Raw genomic sequence first — 16,948 nt, 5'->3', positions numbered from 1 at the left:
CGCCGGAGCGCCATCACGGATGAGATCGTCGGCCGTGGGACGCGATCTTTTCCTCCAATGTCCTCAGGGCTGCGCGCGCAACGTCGTACGCGCTGTCGACGCCCGCCTCCGGCGCGTCCTCGCCGGGCCGCCAGAAGCGTCTGCGCGTCATTCGCATCGAGCTCTCGAAGGGGGGAATAGCGTTGAAGACTTCGACGAGATAAGGGCCGGAATAGACCGGCTCGATTTCGTCCAGCATAATCTCCCAGGGAATCCAGCTATCTCTAACAGCGCCCCGGTCCGGCGCTGAGATATGAACGTAATTCAGCCGGCTTTGCTGTGCGGCCCGGGCGACATTTTTCCTGAAGATTGCCGGCCCCTGGCTTTCCATCACGACCTGGGCTGTATCGATCGTGACGCCAGAGACCGGAATGTCGGCGCTTTCGAGAAAATTCAGCACTTCCGAGACCATTGTCGGCCCGGGCGTTTCCCAATTCTTGACGGGTTCGATGGCGAGCTTCACCCGCTTCTCGGCGGAATATTGCGCCAATTCTCGGAAGATGGAGGCCGCCGCCGCGTAGCGCGGCTTCATCCAATCCTGAAGCGCGTCGCTCCATATCCCTTCACCGTCATCCGTCAGCGGAAAGATGCCATAGGGGTAGAGGAACGGCCCTGACATGATCGTATTCTCCCCGCCCAGCACCGAGGTGATGTCGACGCGGGATTTGAGATAGGACAGAGCCTGCTTTCGCTGTTCCTCGTAGGGCGAGGTCGGATCGAAGGTTCGTGTGGTCCCCACATTGGTTGTGAACTTCACATCCCGGAAGCCGGCCTGATCGAAGGCTCGTCTGAGGCTGATGTAGCTTTCGACCTCAGCATGATGACCGACATGGGCCGGTCCCGGGGCGATATGCACATCGAAGCCCGTGTAGCCAATCTCGGTCAGAGCTTTCAGATGTCTGACGAGAACCTGTGTATAGCCCGCGTCATTCGGCCTCAAGTCGGCTGTAAACATAAAGAAGCTGAAATATATATCTCGCCTGCGTGCCTCTTCCATCTTCATCGCTCCAGCTGTCGCTATCCGGTAATGCGTGGTTCAGGATGATGTCTCGCCCGGCATTGTGATGAGGCGAGATCCGTCCCCGCCTCCTTCACATCGCCATCGGGCTGAAACAAATGGTCCGCGCCGGGCTACCATCCAAGCAGCTTGCGCAGATATTCGCGGCCCATTTTCGCGTATTGCAGCGGATTGGCCTTGGCCGGGTCCTGCTCCGCCTCGATGCAGATCCAGCCGGCGAAATCCGCCTCGGCCAACGCATCGAGGATTTCCGGAAAGGTCTCTATGGAGCCGTCGCCCGGCACGGTGAAGATCCCCGCCTCGATCCCTTGCTGGAAGGACAATTCTCCGGTGTGAATCTTCGTAACCACCTTGGCGCGAATGTCTTTCAGATGTACATGCTTAATGCGGTGGGCGTATTTTCTGGCCAGCGCCAGCGGATCGACGCCGGCAGCCGCCTGGTGCGCGGTATCGAGCAGCATGTTGACCAGGCGAGGATCCGTCTCGTCCATGAGCCGGTGGATCGCCTCCGTCTTCATCACCCCGGTTCCGAGATGCGGGTGATAGCAGAGCCGGCGGTTGCGGGCCCTGGCTTTCTCTCCGGCTGCATGCAGGCCCTCGATCAGCTGTTTCCACTCGTCCTCGGAGAATTCGGGGCAATTCGGAAACAGAGCGACTGGAAGCGGATTGACCGCCCCGCCAAACTCGGCGACGACAAGATCCGCCCTGCGCGGATCGTCGCTGCCGCCTTCCATGGCTTCGAGGAAGTCGAGCTGAGCATCGACGTCTTCAAGCGTATGACGATTCATCGCCTTGATGGTGAAGTAGGTGCTCACCCAAGGCTCGGAAATCCGCAATCCCCTGAGTTCGAGGACAGGCCGCAGTATTTTCGGGTCTGTCGGATACTTATGCCCGACGCCGCATCCGACATAACCGGCGAGCGCCATTTCACTCAGAGCCTGCTCGTAGGGGATGCCGATGTCGATGTTGATGAAATCGTCATTCCACCAGAGCGTGGGGATGACACCGAGCCAGACCTTGTCGGGCGTCAGTCGATGCAGATGTGTCGTCATGGCAATGATCCAGTTCTTTGAAGACAAACGGAAGCGGCGTCAGGTCAGGTTTTGGAATCGAGAGCCGGAAAAAGCCGGAATTTTCGGCGGAGAGGCCCAGGAGCCGAAACCAGGCCCCTTGGCGCCTGCAGGGTGGGCTCCGATCGCCTTCCAGAGCAGGCCCTCGACATAGGCATCGGGAGATACGACGAAGGTGATATTCGCAGGCCTGGGGCCAAAGCGCTCCGTCCAGGCGGTGGACAACTCGAACCATGTGCCGGAATACCAGAGCTTGATCAGTGCGCGGGCCACGTCTCCCAGCAATTCATTGCCGAGAATGGTCGTGCGCACGGCCTGGATACGGGCCTCACCTTCCGGCGGCGGCAGGGCGGTGAAAGCGGCCAGCAACGTGTCGGTGATCTCGCTCCCGACCACCTTGTCGAGCGTGGCGAGATAGCGTTCCGCCAGGCCGGTTCCCAGAAGATCGAAGTAGGAGAAGGCCGTCAATTCGACGGAGAGACCCAGAAATGGTTCGAAACGGCTGCTCATGCGTTCACCTCCTTTTGCCGGGTGACGGCTGGCTGTGTCATACGGCCGGGGATCTCATAGGTGGGGCTGCCGTTCTTACCGGGATGCTTCGGCAGGGGATTGCGGATGAGTTCGAGGATCATGTTGCGGAATTCGAACATCATCGGAACGGCTTCCAGCAGCAGGCTGGGCTGGCCGTTATAGGCACGCGTCAAAAGCTGGAGAAATTCCCCATAGCGCGTGTTGAAGGCGATCGCCGCCTCACGCAGTTCCGAACCTACGAGTATATCTTTTACTTTCAGGTTCTCTTTTATGGGATAGGCGCCCTCCCAATCGACCTGTAAGTGCGGACCCGTGGGCTGGCCGGGCTGGTCGCCCTTCTGGTAGTAGCGGCCTTTGACCAGCTCCTCGAAACGATAGTAATGGGCCAGTTCGTGGTCGTTGTCGTCGTAGATACCGCCGCCGTCGCCCTCGCCCTGTTCGATGATGAGCTCGATGGCTTCCAAGGCGCTTTTCAGATCGGTCACGGGAAACAGCTCGCCGCCGCCGGAGTAATAATATTCCGAGGTGATCTGGCGCGACCTGTCGCCGGTAAAGATAGTTGTGCCCGCCCCATGCGCTTCAGCTTCCAGATATTTGATGCCTTCCGCAATGGCCGAGTAGAACTCGCCGATACTGTAGAAATGGAGGTCCTCATGGCTCGGATGGCTGGCAAGCGCGGTGATGTCGGCGGGAGTTTTGCGGTACATCAGGCCCTTGCCGACGAGATGTTCAGGACGCTGGGCCGGCCGCTCGATTTTCAGGAAAGTCGCCAGCGCCTCACGGCCGAATGCCTGGATGCCCACCTTGAAATCGGTCTCGCCGTCCGGCAGGGCGGCCGGATAGCTGGCTACGAAGTCCGGCCTGACAAGATCCGGCTTGCCGCCGATGGCATTAAGAATATTGGCCGCGATGGTCAGATGCAGCATTTCTTCCACGACGATCACGCGCAGAACCTGGGTCGCATCCTGGTTGACGCCGGGCTTGATCGAGTAAAGCGCCGTAAGATACGGCGGAATCGTCGCATGTTCGAGCTGCATCGCCCGGTAGAGAAACTCTTTCAGCTCATCGAGCGTCTTGATACTGCGGGAATCCATGCTCAAGCTCCATGAAATAAGTTGAGTGCACCGGCCGGCTTCGTGTCGCATCGGTTCTGCGCAGCGGATGCCGGTGTTCGTTCAATGCAGAGACTTCAGAATGTCGCGACCGCTTCGGAAGCACATGGCGGCCAGCGTCAAGGTGACATTGGCCGTGCCGATCGTCGGCATGCTGCCGCCGCCCACGAGATAGAGGTTTTCGTGGTCCCAGCTGCGCTGGTTCTTGTCCACGACGGAATTGGTCTTCGTCGTTCCCATGATATGGGTGCCGGCCAGATGATTGCCGCCGCGGATCGCATAGCCTTGTCCCTCATAGGCCACATAGCCGAAATCGCTGGGGTCGTAATGGGTATGGTCCTGCGCGCCTAGGCGGGTAAAGACGGTGCGCGCAAACTGGCGGCCATAGGCGGCACCCTTCATGGTATATTCCGGAACCGTGAAGGACAGGATGGGCCGCATGTTGCCCAGAGCATCGGTATATTGCGGATCCACCAAGATGCGGTTGCTTTCGACGGGCATGACCTCGATCATGAACGCCAGCAGCAACTGCCGCGAAACCTGGTCGACCATGCCGCGCCGAAGATCCGCGCCGTAGAGGTTGCGATTATCCACCAGTTCCAGAAGGTCGGAGGTCGGCGCACCCGTGGCCCAACCCCAGCCGTCGTTATGGATATCGATGGCGAAGGCGGCCTGCTTTTCCCGGAAAGGGCCGTCCCGCAGGTCGACGATACCGCCCGTCGAGCTGGTTCCGCGCATCGTGCCGCAGATCTCAGGCATCAGCGCCCAGTTCAGCAGGTAGGCGTGGTCCATCAGATTGCGTCCGACAAGACCGCTGGTGCTGCGCAGGCCGGAGGCCAGCATAAGACGCGCGGTTTCGATGGCGCCTGCCGCTAGCACGAAAACCTTGCCCTTGACGGTGATGGTCTCGTGAGCCGGTGAGGCCGGGTCCTTGTAAATCTTGACCTCGAGAGAGCGGACTTTCCCGCTATCCGGATCGATGTTGACCTTCGATGCGACCGCCTGCGGCAGCAGTTCGACAAGCCGCTCGCCGCCATTCCCGTTTGCAGCGAACGCCTTGGCGAGCGTTTTGCCGGAGTGGTAGCGCGCTTGCACGGGACAGAGCGGTACGCAGTTGGTGTTGCCTTGGCACCGGCCGCCCTCTTCGACCTGATGCGTATCAACGGCGCCGATTGGACGGTAGCCCTTCCCTTCGTCATAGGCCGGGTTGGGTATGCCATTGCGACCCTGCGGATAGGGCCTGACCTTCAGGGGATAGGTCTTGTCGTAAAGTTTGACGCTGGTGCCTTCGATGCCCTTGTTGACCTGCTGATCCAGATAGGAAAGCGGCAGGCCGCGCATGGGAAAGACATAGTCGTCCGGGAAGGTCTGCCCGAGATATTGCTGATCTTCGACATTCGCCGATACGCCGATTTCCCGCTCGGCCAGGCGGTAATCCTCCTCGACTTCCTCAAAGCTCAGCGGCCAGTCCAGCCCGTGGCCGAAAATGGTGCGCGTCTTGAAATCGGAGCGAAGCAGGCGGGGCGTTTTCGCCTCCCAGTGCATGGTCGTTCCGCCAAAAATACGGGTATATACCGTATCACTGACGTAAGGGCCGGATTGAACGATATAGTTCGAGCTATCGGTTTCCCCCGCCTGCAGCTTGCGAAGCTGCGGGCTGCGGGGTATGGCCGCGTTCGCATTCAGCGGAAAGGGCGACTGGTTGTCCTTGGAGGCTGCCGAATAGAAAGTCGTCAGCAGATTGTCATAGCCTGCCAGAGTGACATTGGAACCGGTTCCGGCTTCAAGGATAAGGACACGTTTGCCCGCTTCCGCAGCCTGCTTGGCAATGATTGCTCCGGAAATGCCGCTGCCGACGATCACGATATCGTAGTCGCCAGACTCTGCGACGGTCTTGGCATCGGCTCTTATCGCCGATTCGAGGGGAAAAAGCACTTTGGTCCTCCATTAATCCCGGAAAGCTGCATCAGCTTTGCGAACCATGCCGTTCTGGACTCGATCGAGATTTCAGGCCCTGCGGCCTTCAATCGTCATGATTTCGGGCCGCGAGAGTTTCGGGGTTTGGACTTGGCGGCCGGGGCGGCGGCGCGGGCTCTGACTGCCGAGAGAAAGGAGGCGTAGCTCCAGGTCAGATTCCGGACGCTTTTCTCGTAGCCAACGGTTCCATCGAACTGTTCGCTCAGCTCATAGTGATCGCTGTGATAGACGATGGCGCGCAGCATGGCGTCAGACGAAGCCCGCAAGGCAGCCGACGCGTCGGCGGCGCTGCTGGATGCGCCAAGTCCCAGTTCCGCGAAGAAGGGTTCGGAGAACTGATCGAGGGCGATAGCGCCGCTGGAATCGATGGCATTGGCAAGCCGATATTGAAACTCGGCGAAGTTGGCGGTGCACAGAGCCCAGGGATGCCCGCCGGCAACCGGCGCCGCCACATCGCCATCGTAATGGTCGCCTGGATAGCGCCCCAAGAGTGGTCCGAGCCCGTTGGCCGCGTCGGCGCCATTGACCGGGTAATAGTTCGAAGACGAAGGATCGGCCCACTGGCGCCGCAGGATGGCCGCCGTTGCCAGAAGCTTGGTATCGGTTGGCTCGATCCCGCCATAGCAGACCGAAGAGACGATATCGATATTCGCGTCGTAACCGGCTTGATCCGCGGCATCCAGAATGCTCACATAGAGCTGCCCGTTCCAGTGGGTTGCCAGTTGGCTTTCCAGCCAGGAGATGGCGTCGGCCACCCCGACAGGCACCGCAATACCGATCGTGTTTGTGGAAATTTCCCGGAAAAAGCGCAGCTGTACGGCTCTTGCGAAAAACGAATAGCCCTCATATTCCTCCCAGAGATTTGTGGTCTTGTTCTGGTAAACTTCGAGAAGATAAGCGAGGTTGGCCTGGACCAGTTGTTTGGCGATCGTCTGCGTGGCGCCGTCCAGCTGATCGAACAGGGTCAGGATCGCAATCGACTGAATGGCCGGCCCGTCATTCTGCTCCGACCACGGACGAACCTCGCCGGTGATGGTGAAGCAGGCGTGGCCAAGTGTGACGGTGTCGGAATTCTTCGCATTCGCCTGGCAGAGCGCGGCGAAGTTCACGTAGTCGACCAGGCTCGGCAAAACTCCGCCCGGAACGGGCAGCAAGCCGGCAAGCGCGATCTCGATTGCCGTAATCGCCCCGTCGCGGACCCAGTTGAAAACATAGTCTTGGTCGACCCCAGGCGTGTTCGCTGGATAGGAGGGTGCGGCGATGACGCAGCCGGGGGCAGAGAAGACGCCGGGCGATGTGGGATCCTCGATGACATAGCCATCGCTTGTGATGTTGCGCATCATCAGAAGAGAAAAATAGCGCGACAACGCGACCAGGTCGGTCTGCGCGAAGGCAGGCCGCGGTTTGACGGTAGGCGCGTTGGCACCGATATGGGCCGGGTTCGCACCTGTCATTGACTGACTCCAAAGCGCAACTGTCATTGACTGACTCCAAAATCGGTTGAGGCTTGCCGGGACCAGATCGAGAAAATATTCCGGACCCGGATGGGAAAAATTTTGCGGCCGAATGGGTGGCGATGCGTTTTTCGATAATTTCCGTCCAGCGTATTTCACGTCAAAAGCCGGCGCCAACGACCCTTCTGCGTTGAGAGTGAAAACAACGTCTCTGCGGCGGCGAGGGCAGGGCGGCTGCCGCCCTGTTGTGCCGCCCTTGAAGCTTTAACTAGAAAGATCATCGACGATCAGCTTTTTATCAACCTGAAGCTGTTGATCTCAGGTCAAAAAGTCTCACAGAATTGCGCTTGGCGTTTATGGGTGCTCCGGAGGGATGGATTCGACCAGCCCAACGAGATTGGACCGTGTTGCCGCAGATCGGTTGCGCAACGCCAGAACCATTTGCAATTCCGTGGCGGAGATCGCGCTGTTCCTATGCCAGTCCATGGTGCCTCGCCCGAGCAGCAGCCAGTCGAGGGAGACATCCAGCAGGTTGGCGAGCGCGCAGGCGCTTTCCAGCGAGGTATGACCGCCATTCTGCCAGCGTGAGACGGCGGCGACGGACACGTCTAGTTCGGCCGCCAGCGCGTGAACTTTCCGGAACTTGCCGCGGGATATCGCCTCTCGAATACGTTTGCCGCGTGCCATGTCGTGGGTCATCAAGAATCCTCCCGTTGGTTGCGTTAAAATTGGCAATTACCAAGAGCTTTCGATCGACGAACATCAGAAATTTCTTATGAAATGGGAAGGCAAAGCCAAGCACCGGTCAACCTGGTGAAATATCCAGATTGCTCCCGGTCGACCTCTTGTTGTGAAACGTCAGCACATCAGGAGGGACGGATATGTTGCGGATACTCACCAAAGACATGCTCGACACCGATCGACGTGCTTTCGATGAAATGTTTCGGGCTCGCGCCGCCGTTTTTCGCGATCGGCTGGGATGGCAGGTCGATGTCCGGGACCAGTGGGAAAGGGACCGATACGACGAGGCTGAAGATCCCGTATATCTCGTCACGCAACGACCTTCCGGCACGCTGACGGGTTCGCTGCGCCTGCTGCCGACCACAGGAGCGACGATGCTCAAAAGCGAGTTCCGGCATTTCTTCGATCAGCCTATCGACGTCGATAGCCCGACAACCTGGGAATGTACCCGCTTTTGCCTTCATCCGCTTGCCGGACACATAGACCAATCGCGCACAGTCGCCACGGAGCTGCTCTCAGGGCTTTGTGATCTTGCGCTCGACACCGGTATCGAAAGCATCGTCGGCGTCTATGATGTCGCGATGGTTGGGGTGTACCGCAGGATCGGTTGGAGGCCGACGCCGCTTGCTCGATCTCGGCCTGAGATCGGCAAGCTGTATGTTGGCCTATGGGATGTGACCGCGGACAATTGTCGAACACTTCGGGCCAACCTGTCCCGACTGCTGGAGCAAGCCTCTCCCTATCCTGCCAGAGCCCTTGTCGATGGCGGCATGCAGTAAGTGCAGTCGCTGTCCCACGCCCAGCAGTGGGATAGGTCTCGCCAGCTCTTTAACCTGTTCTTCACGTCGCGCCATAGTTGCCATAAAATATGCTGTTCTCGGCAATCTCGAAATGTTACCATCGCGAGCAGTCAGGACAACACACAACCACGAGTCCATCTCATGCTGAGCAGTTCTCGTTTTTTCTACAGTCTGGACCGGATCTCCGCATCGCCGACATTGGGGGACCTGGAAACGACTCTGGACGAAGTCCGCCACATCTATGCGATATCGCACATGGTTTTGCATGTAACACGCTCCTCGGGGGCGACGGCCAGCAATCCATTGCTGATGCTGACCTACCCGCCCGAGTGGGTAAAGCAATATCTTGACCGGGATTACTTCAGCATCGATCCCGTCGTGCGCCTCGGCCAGCGCGGCTTCCTGCCCGTGGAATGGTCTGCGTCTAAATGGGATTCAGGCCAGGCCTATGGCTTCTTCAAGGAGGCGATGGCCTTCGGTGTCGGCCGGCAAGGCGTTACCCTGCCGGTGCGGGGACCTCACGGGGAGCGATCGCTGTTTACGGTGACCTCCAACCATCCCGACGCCTACTGGCGACAATTTCGCATGGACAGCATGCGCGACCTCCAGTTTCTCGCCCACCATCTCCACGACAGGGCGATGGTTCTGTCGGGGATGAGAAAAATTGCGGATTTTCCGCAACTGTCCCGCCGCGAGCTGCAATGTCTTGAGATGACGGCCAGCGGCCTTCTGGCAAAGCAGATCTGCGCCCGCCTGTGCATTTCGGTAAGCGCGGTGCAGCTCTATCTCGCCTCGGCACGCCGGAAGCTGACCGTCGCCACGACGAGCGAAGCGGTCGCCAAGGCCACGGCACTCGAATTGATATAGGCTTGGTGATCGCGGTTCAGCGCCTGCCCCTCGTGCGCGTCGCCAGAACATTGCGGATCGAGAAGCTGGAATGAATCCTGAGGACGCCGGGCAAGGTCGACAGGATCTCCTTGTGGATCCGCTCGAACTCGCCGGCATTGGCAACCTCCACGCGCAGCAGGTAGTCGGAACCGCCGGTCATCAAAAAACATTCGCGGATCTCGGGATGCCGGCGGACCGCCGCCTCGAGGCGGTCGAGATAGTCCTCCGTTTGTCGTTCGAGAGTGATGTTGATGATCACGGCGATCATCTCATCCGCATTGCCGGTGTCTACCAGCACCGTATAGCCGCGGATCACGCCTGATTTTTCCATGATCTTGATGCGCCTGAGACAGGCGGATGGAGAGAGACCGATCTCGGCGGCGAGCTTGGCATTGCTCATGCGGGCATCGAGGCGCAGCAGTCTCAGGATATTGCGATCGATGGCGTCGAGAGCGGGCATAGTGGATCGTTCCAAATTTTTATCGATTATGCGGATAATAGGCGGAGCATGCAATAATCAACTACTGAATGATCGGCAATTTCGCTCATTATTTCATAAACTCCCTGAGATAGAAAAGGGGTGGACATGGATAGCGATATTTTGGTTTCCCGCACACGCATTGCGACGACCACGCAGGGAGCCACGGGTTATCTGACAATCGATCTTGCCGCCCTTGGCCGTAACTATCGCAAGCTCGTATCGATGCTGGCGCCGGTCCGCGCCGGCGCCGTCGTCAAGGCTGACGCCTATGGCCTTGGCGCTGAGCGGGTGGCGAGAACGCTTCACAGTGAAGGTTGCAGGCATTTCTTCGTCGCCCAGTTTGTCGAGGCCGTGAGGCTCCGGCCGGCACTTGCGCACGACGCCCAGATTTTCGTGCTGAACGGCTTGCAGCCGGGCAACGAGATCGCCTGCGCCGAGATGGGCATTGTCCCGGTTCTCAATTCACTGGCGCAGTGGCGGCAATGGTCGGCGGCTGCGCGCATTCTGAAGCGCTGCCTGCCAGCCGTCCTGCAGTTCGACACCGGCATGTCGCGGCTCGGTTTTCCCAGGGAAGAGCGAGCAGAGCTGGCGGCGGCTCTTCGCGATGGCAGCAATGTCGAAATCCTGTTCATCATGAGCCATCTGGCTTCGGCCGATGACATCGACAGCGAGCAGAACGGCGACCAGTTTGAAGAGATGTCCCGCATCGCCGAAGAATTTCCCGGCTTCGATATTTCCTTCGCCAATTCCGGCGGCGTTTTCCTGGGCCACGCCTATCACGGCGTGCTCGCTCGCCCGGGCATCGCGCTTTATGGCGGCGCTCCGAACGCCGGCGAGAAGAACCCGATGGAGCCGGTCGTCAGCCTCAATGTCGCCGTCGTGCAGACGCGCACTGTGCCCGCGGGTGCGAAGATCGGCTATGGCGGCGCGCATGTGACGCAACGGGAAACGCGTCTCGCCACCATTGCCGCCGGCTACGCCGATGGCCTGCCGCGATGCCTCGGCGACCGCGGTGCCGTCTATTTCAAGGGCATCCGCCTGCCGATCGTCGGCCGCGTGTCGATGGACAGCGCGACCGTCGACGTATCAGCACTGCCCGAAGGCGCGCTGACCTTTGGCAGTCTCGTCGAAGTGCTTGGCCGCCATCAGACGCTCGACGACATCGCTCGAGACGCCGGCACCATTTCTTACGAAATCCTAACCGGCCTGGGCGATCGTTACGACAGGCAATATCGCTAAGAGCCGGCGGCTCCATCATTGGGAACATCATGAAAGTCATCGTTCTAGGAGCCGGCATCGTCGGCGTCACATCCGCTTATCAGCTCGCCAAGGCCGGCCATGAGGTCACGGTCGTCGACCGGCAGCCGGGTCCGGCGCTGGAGACGAGCTTTGCCAATGCCGGCGAAGTCTCCTTCGGCTATTGCTCGCCATGGGCAGCGCCCGGCATTCCCATGAAGGCCATGAAGTGGCTGTTCATGAAGCACGCGCCGCTCATCCTGCGCCCGAAACTCGACATGGCCATGCTCTCCTGGATGGCGAGGATGCTGTCGAACTGCACCTTCGAGCGTTACGCGATCAACAAGAGCCGCATGCTGCGCCTTGCCGACTACAGCCGCATCGCGCTAGCCGACCTTCGCGCCGAGACCGGCATTGCCTATGACGAACGCATGCAGGGAACCCTGCAGCTGTTCCGCACTGAGCAGCAGCTCGATGCCTCGGCAAAGGATGTCAAGGCGCTGGCTGCCGACGGCATTCCCTATGAGGTGCTGGACCGGGACGGCTGCATCCGCTTCGAACCGGCGCTGAAGCATGTGCGCGACAAGATTGTCGGCGGTCTGCTGACGCCGAAGGACGAAACCGGCGATTGCTTCAAGTTCACCAACGCGCTGGCGGCCAAAGCCGAGGCGCTCGGCGTCCGTTTCGCTTACGGGACGACGATCAAGGCGCTGGATGTCGAGGCCGGCCGGGTGCGCGGGATCATCACCGATCGTGAGCGGATGAGTGCCGAGGCGGTGGTGGTCGCGCTCGGCAGCTATTCGCCGCTGCTGCTCAAGCCGCTCGGCATCAGGCTGCCGGTCTATCCCGTCAAGGGCTATTCGCTCACCATCCCGATCACCGATGCGTCACGCGCGCCGGAATCGACCGTCATGGACGAGACCTACAAGATCGCGATCACCCGGCTCGGCGACCGCATCCGTGTCGGCGGCATGGCCGAAATATCAGGCTACACCAATGATCTCGGCCTCGCCCGCCGCAGCACGCTGGAATATTCGGTCACCGATCTCTTCCCCGGAGGCGATATTTCCAGGGCCTCCTTCTGGTCCGGCCTGCGTCCGATGACGCCTGATGGCACGCCGGTCATCGGCGGGACGAAAGTTGCCGGCCTCTTTCTCAATACCGGTCACGGCACACTCGGCTGGACCATGAGCACCGGTTCGGCGCGGCTCATCGCCGATCTCGTCAGCGGCGGCCAGCCGGAGATCGACGCGAAGGATCTCGCAATCAGCCGCTACGGCTGAACCTGTCCTGGCAACGCAAACAAGATGAGCATGATTGCGTAAATCCGCTATCACTTGTTGTACATCGTCTTTTGAGGTCACGAATGTCTGTCAATTCTCATATCCGGAACAACGGCGGCCTCACCCGACAGCTGGCGGAGCAGGGCATGTCGTTTCGGGAGACAGCACACAGTGGAACAGACCCGGATGAGCTCTCGGAAATATTGTCGACGCCGAACTCCCCGATCAAGGTTGCGGCCGAAGGCAATATGCCGATTGCATACCGCTGCAATTTCGTATCCGTGGGAGAAGAGGTAACCGTCGCCGACTGCACCTACGAAGGCACAATCCTGATCAGGCGGGAGGCGCCCAGCGACAGGATGATCGTTTTTCTGCCGATGGAAGGAAACGCATCTTTCGAAGGCATGCGGGAGCAAATCTATTCGGTTCCAGCCCGCGGTACGATCCTGGAGGCAGGTCGCGCCGCCGGTGCCCGCCTGTTTGGGCCACGCCGTCATTTCGGCCTGTTCGTCGATCAGGCGAAGATCGTCAGTCACCTCACGCATATGTTCGAGAGAACGATCAGCGGCGACATCGATTTTCATCCTCACATCGATCTGACGAACGGCCCGGGGCTCGTGTTGCAGCAAATTGTCTCGAGCCTGCATCGCGGTCTCAGTGGGGACGGACCGCTGCAACGGGCGCCGCTGGCGGTCAGCTCGCTGTGCGACGCGGCGATCTATCTGCTTCTGGAATCCTGCCCCAATCGTTATTCGAACGAGCTTGCGCTTCCTGCTCCTGCACCGGCTCCACGCCATGTGAAGTGGGCGATCGACTTCATGCAGGAACACATCGCCGAGCCGATTTCGCTCAGCGACATCGCGATGGCAGCCAAGGTAAGCGTTCGGACTTTGCAACAAGGTTTCCGGCAGTTCAGGAATACGACCCCAATGTCCTACCTGCAGGACCTTCGGATGGCCGCCGCCCATCGAGATTTGCTCGAGTCCGACGCGAGGCAGGCCATCGCCGACGTCGCGCTAAAATGGGGATTTATGCATCCGGGGCGATTTGCAGCCGAATACAGGAAGCGTTTCGGCCAGCTGCCGTCACAGACATTGAAGCGCTGAGCTCCATTTCGGCGTGCCGGATGGTTCCGCCGACGATGGACCAGGTGTCTGATCGCCGGCGGGAACGGCAAGCGAGATACGGATCTATGCCGCACGCTTCAGGGCATCACCGAGGATCGAAACGATCGTGTCGATCTGGCTTTTCTCGATAATGAGCGGCGGCGAGAGGGCGATAATGTCGCCGGTTACCCGGATCAACAGGCCCTTGTTGAAGCAGTCAACGAAGATGTCATAGGCGCGGGTTCCAGGCGCCCCGTCACGAGGAGCCAGTTCGACCGCGCCGACCAGGCCGAGATTGCGGATATCGACCACATGAGGCTGGCCTGTCAGCGAATGCAGAGCCTCCTGCCAGTGTTCGGCCAAGGCGGATGCGCGCGTCAGCAGGCCTTCCTCCTCGTAGATCTCCAGCGTAGCGAGCCCGGCTGCGCAGGCGACCGGATGGCCGGAATAGGTATAGCCATGGAAGAGTTCGATCGCGTTTTCCGGTCCGACCATCAGGCCGTCATAGATCTTGCGGCTGGCAAAGACTGCGCCCATGGGGATCGCGCCGTTGGTGAGGCCCTTTGCTGCCGTGACCAGGTCAGGCACGACGCCGAAATAGTCGGTCGCGAAAGGCGTACCGAGACGGCCGAAACCGGTGATGACCTCGTCGAAGATCAGCAGGATGCCGTGTTTGTCGGCCGTCGCACGCAGCTTCTCCAGATAGCCCTTCGCAGGCAGGACCACACCCGCCGATCCCGACATCGGCTCGACGATAACAGCCGCGATTGTTTCGGCGCCATGCAGCTGCACCAGCCGCTCAAGATCGTCCGCCAGTTCGACGCCGTGCAGGGGAAGGCCCTTCGAAAACGCATTACGCTCGACGTCGAGCGTGTGGCGCATGTGGTCGGCCGGTATTTGAGGGAAGACCCGCCGGTTGTTGACGAGACCGCCGACGGAAATGCCGCCGAACCCGACGCCATGATATCCCTTCTCGCGTCCGATGATCCGCGTGCGGGTGCCTTGGCCGATCGCCCGCTGATAGGCGATGGCGATCTTCAGCGCCGTATCAACCGATTCCGAGCCAGAGCCGGTGAAGAAGATCCTGTCGAGCTTGGCTTGCGGACCGCCCGGAGCGTTCGCAGCCAATTTCGCGGCGAAGTCGAAGGCGATCGGATGCCCCATCTGAAAGGTCGGCGCATAGTCCAGTGTCGCAAGCTGTCGCTCGACGGCTTGGGCGATCTTCTTGCGGCCGTGGCCGGCGTTGCAGCACCAGAGACCGGCCGTGCCGTCAAGCACCTGATGTCCATCGACGTCGGTGTAGTACATTCCCTCCGCTGCTGCGAGAAGGCGCGGCGCGGCCTTGAATTGCCGGTTCGCGGTGAACGGCATCCAGAAATTTTCGAGTACGGGCGCGTTCGTTTTGCTGAGCTGGTCCATCCTGGCCTCCTTTGGGAATGGCGCCGAGAATGACAATTTCTCCCTTTCAAACAAGTCGTTTTCTTTGTCGGCGCAAGCCGTTGAAATTAAACAGATCGAAAGATATGATTTTGGATATTCTGGACAACGCAAACGAACCGCATCATGTCAGTCGACATCGGCAGCCGCCTTCGCCATCTCCGCATCGCCCATAAGCTTTCCCAGCGCGAGCTCGCCAAGCGCACCGGTGTGCCCAATTCGACGATCTCGCTGATCGAATCGAACGCTTCCAATCCCTCGGTCGGGGCCTTGAAGCGAATCCTGGACGGCATCCCCATCGGTCTGGCGGAGTTCTTCGCCTTCGAGCCCGAGCGTCCCAGGAAGGCCTTCTATGCGGCCGAGGAGCTGGTGGAGATCGGCAAGGGCGCCATTTCCTACAGGCAGGTTGGGGAAAATCTCTTCGGGCGCAGCCTGCAAATACTCAAGGAATGTTACCAGCCGGGCGCGGATACCGGAAAGGTCCCCCTTGTTCACGAGGGGGAGGAGGGCGGGATCGTGCTCTCGGGAAGGCTCGAGGTGACGGTCGATGACGAGCGGCGGATCCTTGGAGCGGGTGACGCCTACTATTTCGAAAGCCGGCGCCCGCACCGCTTCCGCTGCGTCGGACCGGTGCCCTGCGAGGTCATCAGCGCCTGCACGCCACCGACTTTCTAGAGCGCCGTGCGTCCCTTCGGACGCACAAAGGACGCTCTAACACTTTGAAGTTACGCATTGGCCCGAAAATCGATTCTGATTTTCGGGCCAATGCGCTAGTTCCTGCCCTCGATCCGAGCAAGCACGCCGTCGAGTGCAGCGGTCAGCGCGCCAAGGCCGCCCTTCTTCTCGAAGTCCGAAAGAACCTGCTCGTTCAGTCCGCCCTTGGTCGCGAATTCGCGGCTCAGCGCGCTGAACGGTTCGTTGCCGGGGCTGTTCGCTTTCTGCGCGAGGCTTGCAAAGAGCGGGGCAATGTAGGCCTGTCCCTTCGCCTTTTCGAGGCCGCTTCTTTCCAGCCAGACGGCAACCTGCTCCATGATGCCGAAATAGGTCGACATCATTGCGCTCGCTGCTGCGAGAAGATCGTATTCCTTCCTCGACTGGCATTGGACAGCCGTTCCGAGCGTATCGAAAAGCGCTGCGACGGCGGTATCGGGCGGATAGATGGCGGTGACGCCTTGCCGGTCGGCGACGAAGGGCAAGGGAATCGCCTGCACGAGGTGCACGTCGGCGGCGATCCATTCTGAGAGGGCCTGGCGCTCCGTCGCCGCAACGAGGCTGACGACCATTTGGCCATTCCTGAACGATAGCGCGCGCACGACATCCTCGGCGACCTGCGGCCGTATCGCCAGGAACACCATGTCGCTGCGCTCGACGACGTCCTGATTGTCCTTGGCAATTCTGACAGTGGCAAATTCGTCTGCCAGCGTCGCGGCGATGTGAGCGCTTCGTGGAGACACGTGAATCTCGGAGGCATAGGCCGGCTCAGTAAGAAGCCCGCGAACCATCGCCTCGGTGATCGCGCCGGTTCCGACGAATCCGATACTGTCGATTTTCATTTGACTACTCCGCAGCCCGCAACGGGCCTAACGCGACATCCCTGCGTCGAACCACATCGCCTTTAAGCGACAAAGGCGGCGGTCGCCGCCTTCACCAGAACCTCCGCGACTATGCACCCGACAAGCTGCGGGTCAATGCCGTCTGCCCCGGCAAAATCCTTACGCCGATGCTTGACGCCGTTATCATGCGCGCCGGCGGACGCTTGATCCTGCTTTCGATTC

16 protein-coding genes and 1 pseudogene are annotated in these 16,948 nt (G+C 60.0%); 7 read left to right on the top strand and 10 right to left on the bottom strand.

What is annotated here, in order from left to right:
• Positions 1–13: 13 nt before the first annotated feature.
• From BS630_RS31315 to BS630_RS31285, 7 genes are all read right to left on the bottom strand, one after another.
• On the bottom strand, positions 14–1,042 hold the full coding sequence (locus BS630_RS31315) for a sugar phosphate isomerase/epimerase family protein (protein ID WP_183594509.1): 1,029 nt from the start codon (positions 1,040–1,042) through the stop codon (positions 14–16).
• Positions 1,043–1,170: 128 nt separating this feature from the next.
• Positions 1,171–2,109: a myo-inosose-2 dehydratase gene (iolE, locus tag BS630_RS31310; RefSeq protein WP_077980536.1), complete on the bottom strand. Its 939-nt coding sequence runs from the start codon at positions 2,107–2,109 to the stop codon at positions 1,171–1,173.
• A gap of 39 nt (positions 2,110–2,148) precedes the next feature.
• Positions 2,149–2,637: a hypothetical protein gene (locus tag BS630_RS31305; protein ID WP_077980535.1), complete on the bottom strand. Its 489-nt coding sequence runs from the start codon at positions 2,635–2,637 to the stop codon at positions 2,149–2,151.
• Positions 2,634–3,752, bottom strand: coding sequence for a ferritin-like domain-containing protein (locus BS630_RS31300; protein ID WP_077980534.1), 1,119 nt, complete (start codon positions 3,750–3,752; stop codon positions 2,634–2,636). Before BS630_RS31300 ends, BS630_RS31305 begins: the two co-directional genes overlap by 4 nt.
• Positions 3,753–3,833: 81 nt before the next feature.
• Complete coding sequence (locus BS630_RS31295) at positions 3,834–5,705, bottom strand: GMC oxidoreductase (protein ID WP_077980533.1); 1,872 nt, start codon at positions 5,703–5,705, stop codon at positions 3,834–3,836.
• Between the two features lie 95 nt (positions 5,706–5,800).
• Positions 5,801–7,228 (bottom strand): glycoside hydrolase family 15 protein, encoded by a 1,428-nt coding sequence (locus BS630_RS31290; RefSeq protein WP_077980532.1) that lies wholly within the window; start codon positions 7,226–7,228, stop codon positions 5,801–5,803.
• Positions 7,229–7,555: 327 nt separating this feature from the next.
• Positions 7,556–7,900 (bottom strand): helix-turn-helix domain-containing protein, encoded by a 345-nt coding sequence (locus BS630_RS31285; RefSeq protein WP_077980531.1) that lies wholly within the window; start codon positions 7,898–7,900, stop codon positions 7,556–7,558.
• A gap of 182 nt (positions 7,901–8,082) precedes the next feature.
• Between BS630_RS31285 and BS630_RS31280 the strand changes: the two genes are divergently transcribed.
• Positions 8,083–8,721 (top strand): acyl-homoserine-lactone synthase, encoded by a 639-nt coding sequence (locus BS630_RS31280; RefSeq protein WP_077980530.1) that lies wholly within the window; start codon positions 8,083–8,085, stop codon positions 8,719–8,721.
• A 162-nt stretch (positions 8,722–8,883) separates the two neighbouring features.
• The gene (locus BS630_RS31275) at positions 8,884–9,609 is read left to right on the top strand and encodes a helix-turn-helix transcriptional regulator (RefSeq protein WP_077980529.1); all 726 of its coding nucleotides are present in this window, start codon (positions 8,884–8,886) and stop codon (positions 9,607–9,609) included.
• 16 nt (positions 9,610–9,625) lie between these two features.
• Here BS630_RS31275 and BS630_RS31270 read toward each other — a convergent pair whose 3' ends face one another.
• A complete protein-coding gene (locus BS630_RS31270) occupies positions 9,626–10,090 on the bottom strand; it encodes an Lrp/AsnC family transcriptional regulator (RefSeq protein ID WP_003550368.1) in 465 nt (154 codons plus the stop codon).
• A gap of 126 nt (positions 10,091–10,216) precedes the next feature.
• Between BS630_RS31270 and alr the strand changes: the two genes are divergently transcribed.
• The 3 genes from alr to BS630_RS31255 all read left to right on the top strand — a co-directional run bounded on the left by alr (position 10,217) and on the right by BS630_RS31255 (position 13,736).
• A complete protein-coding gene (gene alr, locus BS630_RS31265) occupies positions 10,217–11,350 on the top strand; it encodes an alanine racemase (RefSeq protein WP_077980528.1) in 1,134 nt (377 codons plus the stop codon).
• Positions 11,351–11,379: 29 nt separating this feature from the next.
• Entirely contained in the window at positions 11,380–12,630 is a 1,251-nt protein-coding gene (locus tag BS630_RS31260) for a D-amino acid dehydrogenase (protein ID WP_077980527.1), read from the top strand.
• A gap of 83 nt (positions 12,631–12,713) precedes the next feature.
• The gene (locus BS630_RS31255; protein ID WP_077980526.1) at positions 12,714–13,736 is read left to right on the top strand and encodes a helix-turn-helix transcriptional regulator; all 1,023 of its coding nucleotides are present in this window, start codon (positions 12,714–12,716) and stop codon (positions 13,734–13,736) included.
• An 84-nt stretch (positions 13,737–13,820) separates the two neighbouring features.
• On the opposite strand, the gene aptA is transcribed toward BS630_RS31255, so the two are convergent.
• A complete protein-coding gene (aptA, locus tag BS630_RS31250) occupies positions 13,821–15,155 on the bottom strand; it encodes an omega-aminotransferase AptA (protein ID WP_077980525.1) in 1,335 nt (444 codons plus the stop codon).
• A gap of 144 nt (positions 15,156–15,299) precedes the next feature.
• Between aptA and BS630_RS31245 the strand changes: the two genes are divergently transcribed.
• A complete protein-coding gene (locus BS630_RS31245; protein WP_003550363.1) occupies positions 15,300–15,848 on the top strand; it encodes a cupin domain-containing protein in 549 nt (182 codons plus the stop codon).
• A gap of 95 nt (positions 15,849–15,943) precedes the next feature.
• Here BS630_RS31245 and BS630_RS31240 read toward each other — a convergent pair whose 3' ends face one another.
• On the bottom strand, positions 15,944–16,726 hold the full coding sequence (locus BS630_RS31240) for a pyrroline-5-carboxylate reductase (protein WP_077980524.1): 783 nt from the start codon (positions 16,724–16,726) through the stop codon (positions 15,944–15,946).
• A gap of 40 nt (positions 16,727–16,766) precedes the next feature.
• On the opposite strand from BS630_RS31240, the pseudogene BS630_RS38600 reads away from it, so the two are divergent.
• Positions 16,767–16,923 (top strand): annotated as a pseudogene (locus BS630_RS38600) (SDR family NAD(P)-dependent oxidoreductase); the annotation flags it as partial.
• Positions 16,924–16,948 lie beyond the last annotated feature (25 nt).

It is taken from the genome of Rhizobium laguerreae (genome assembly GCF_002008165.1).
Lineage (GTDB): Bacteria > Pseudomonadota > Alphaproteobacteria > Rhizobiales > Rhizobiaceae > Rhizobium > Rhizobium laguerreae.
The sequence above is the reverse complement of the archived record's forward strand: the minus strand, read 5'-3'. Positions and strand labels throughout refer to the sequence as shown.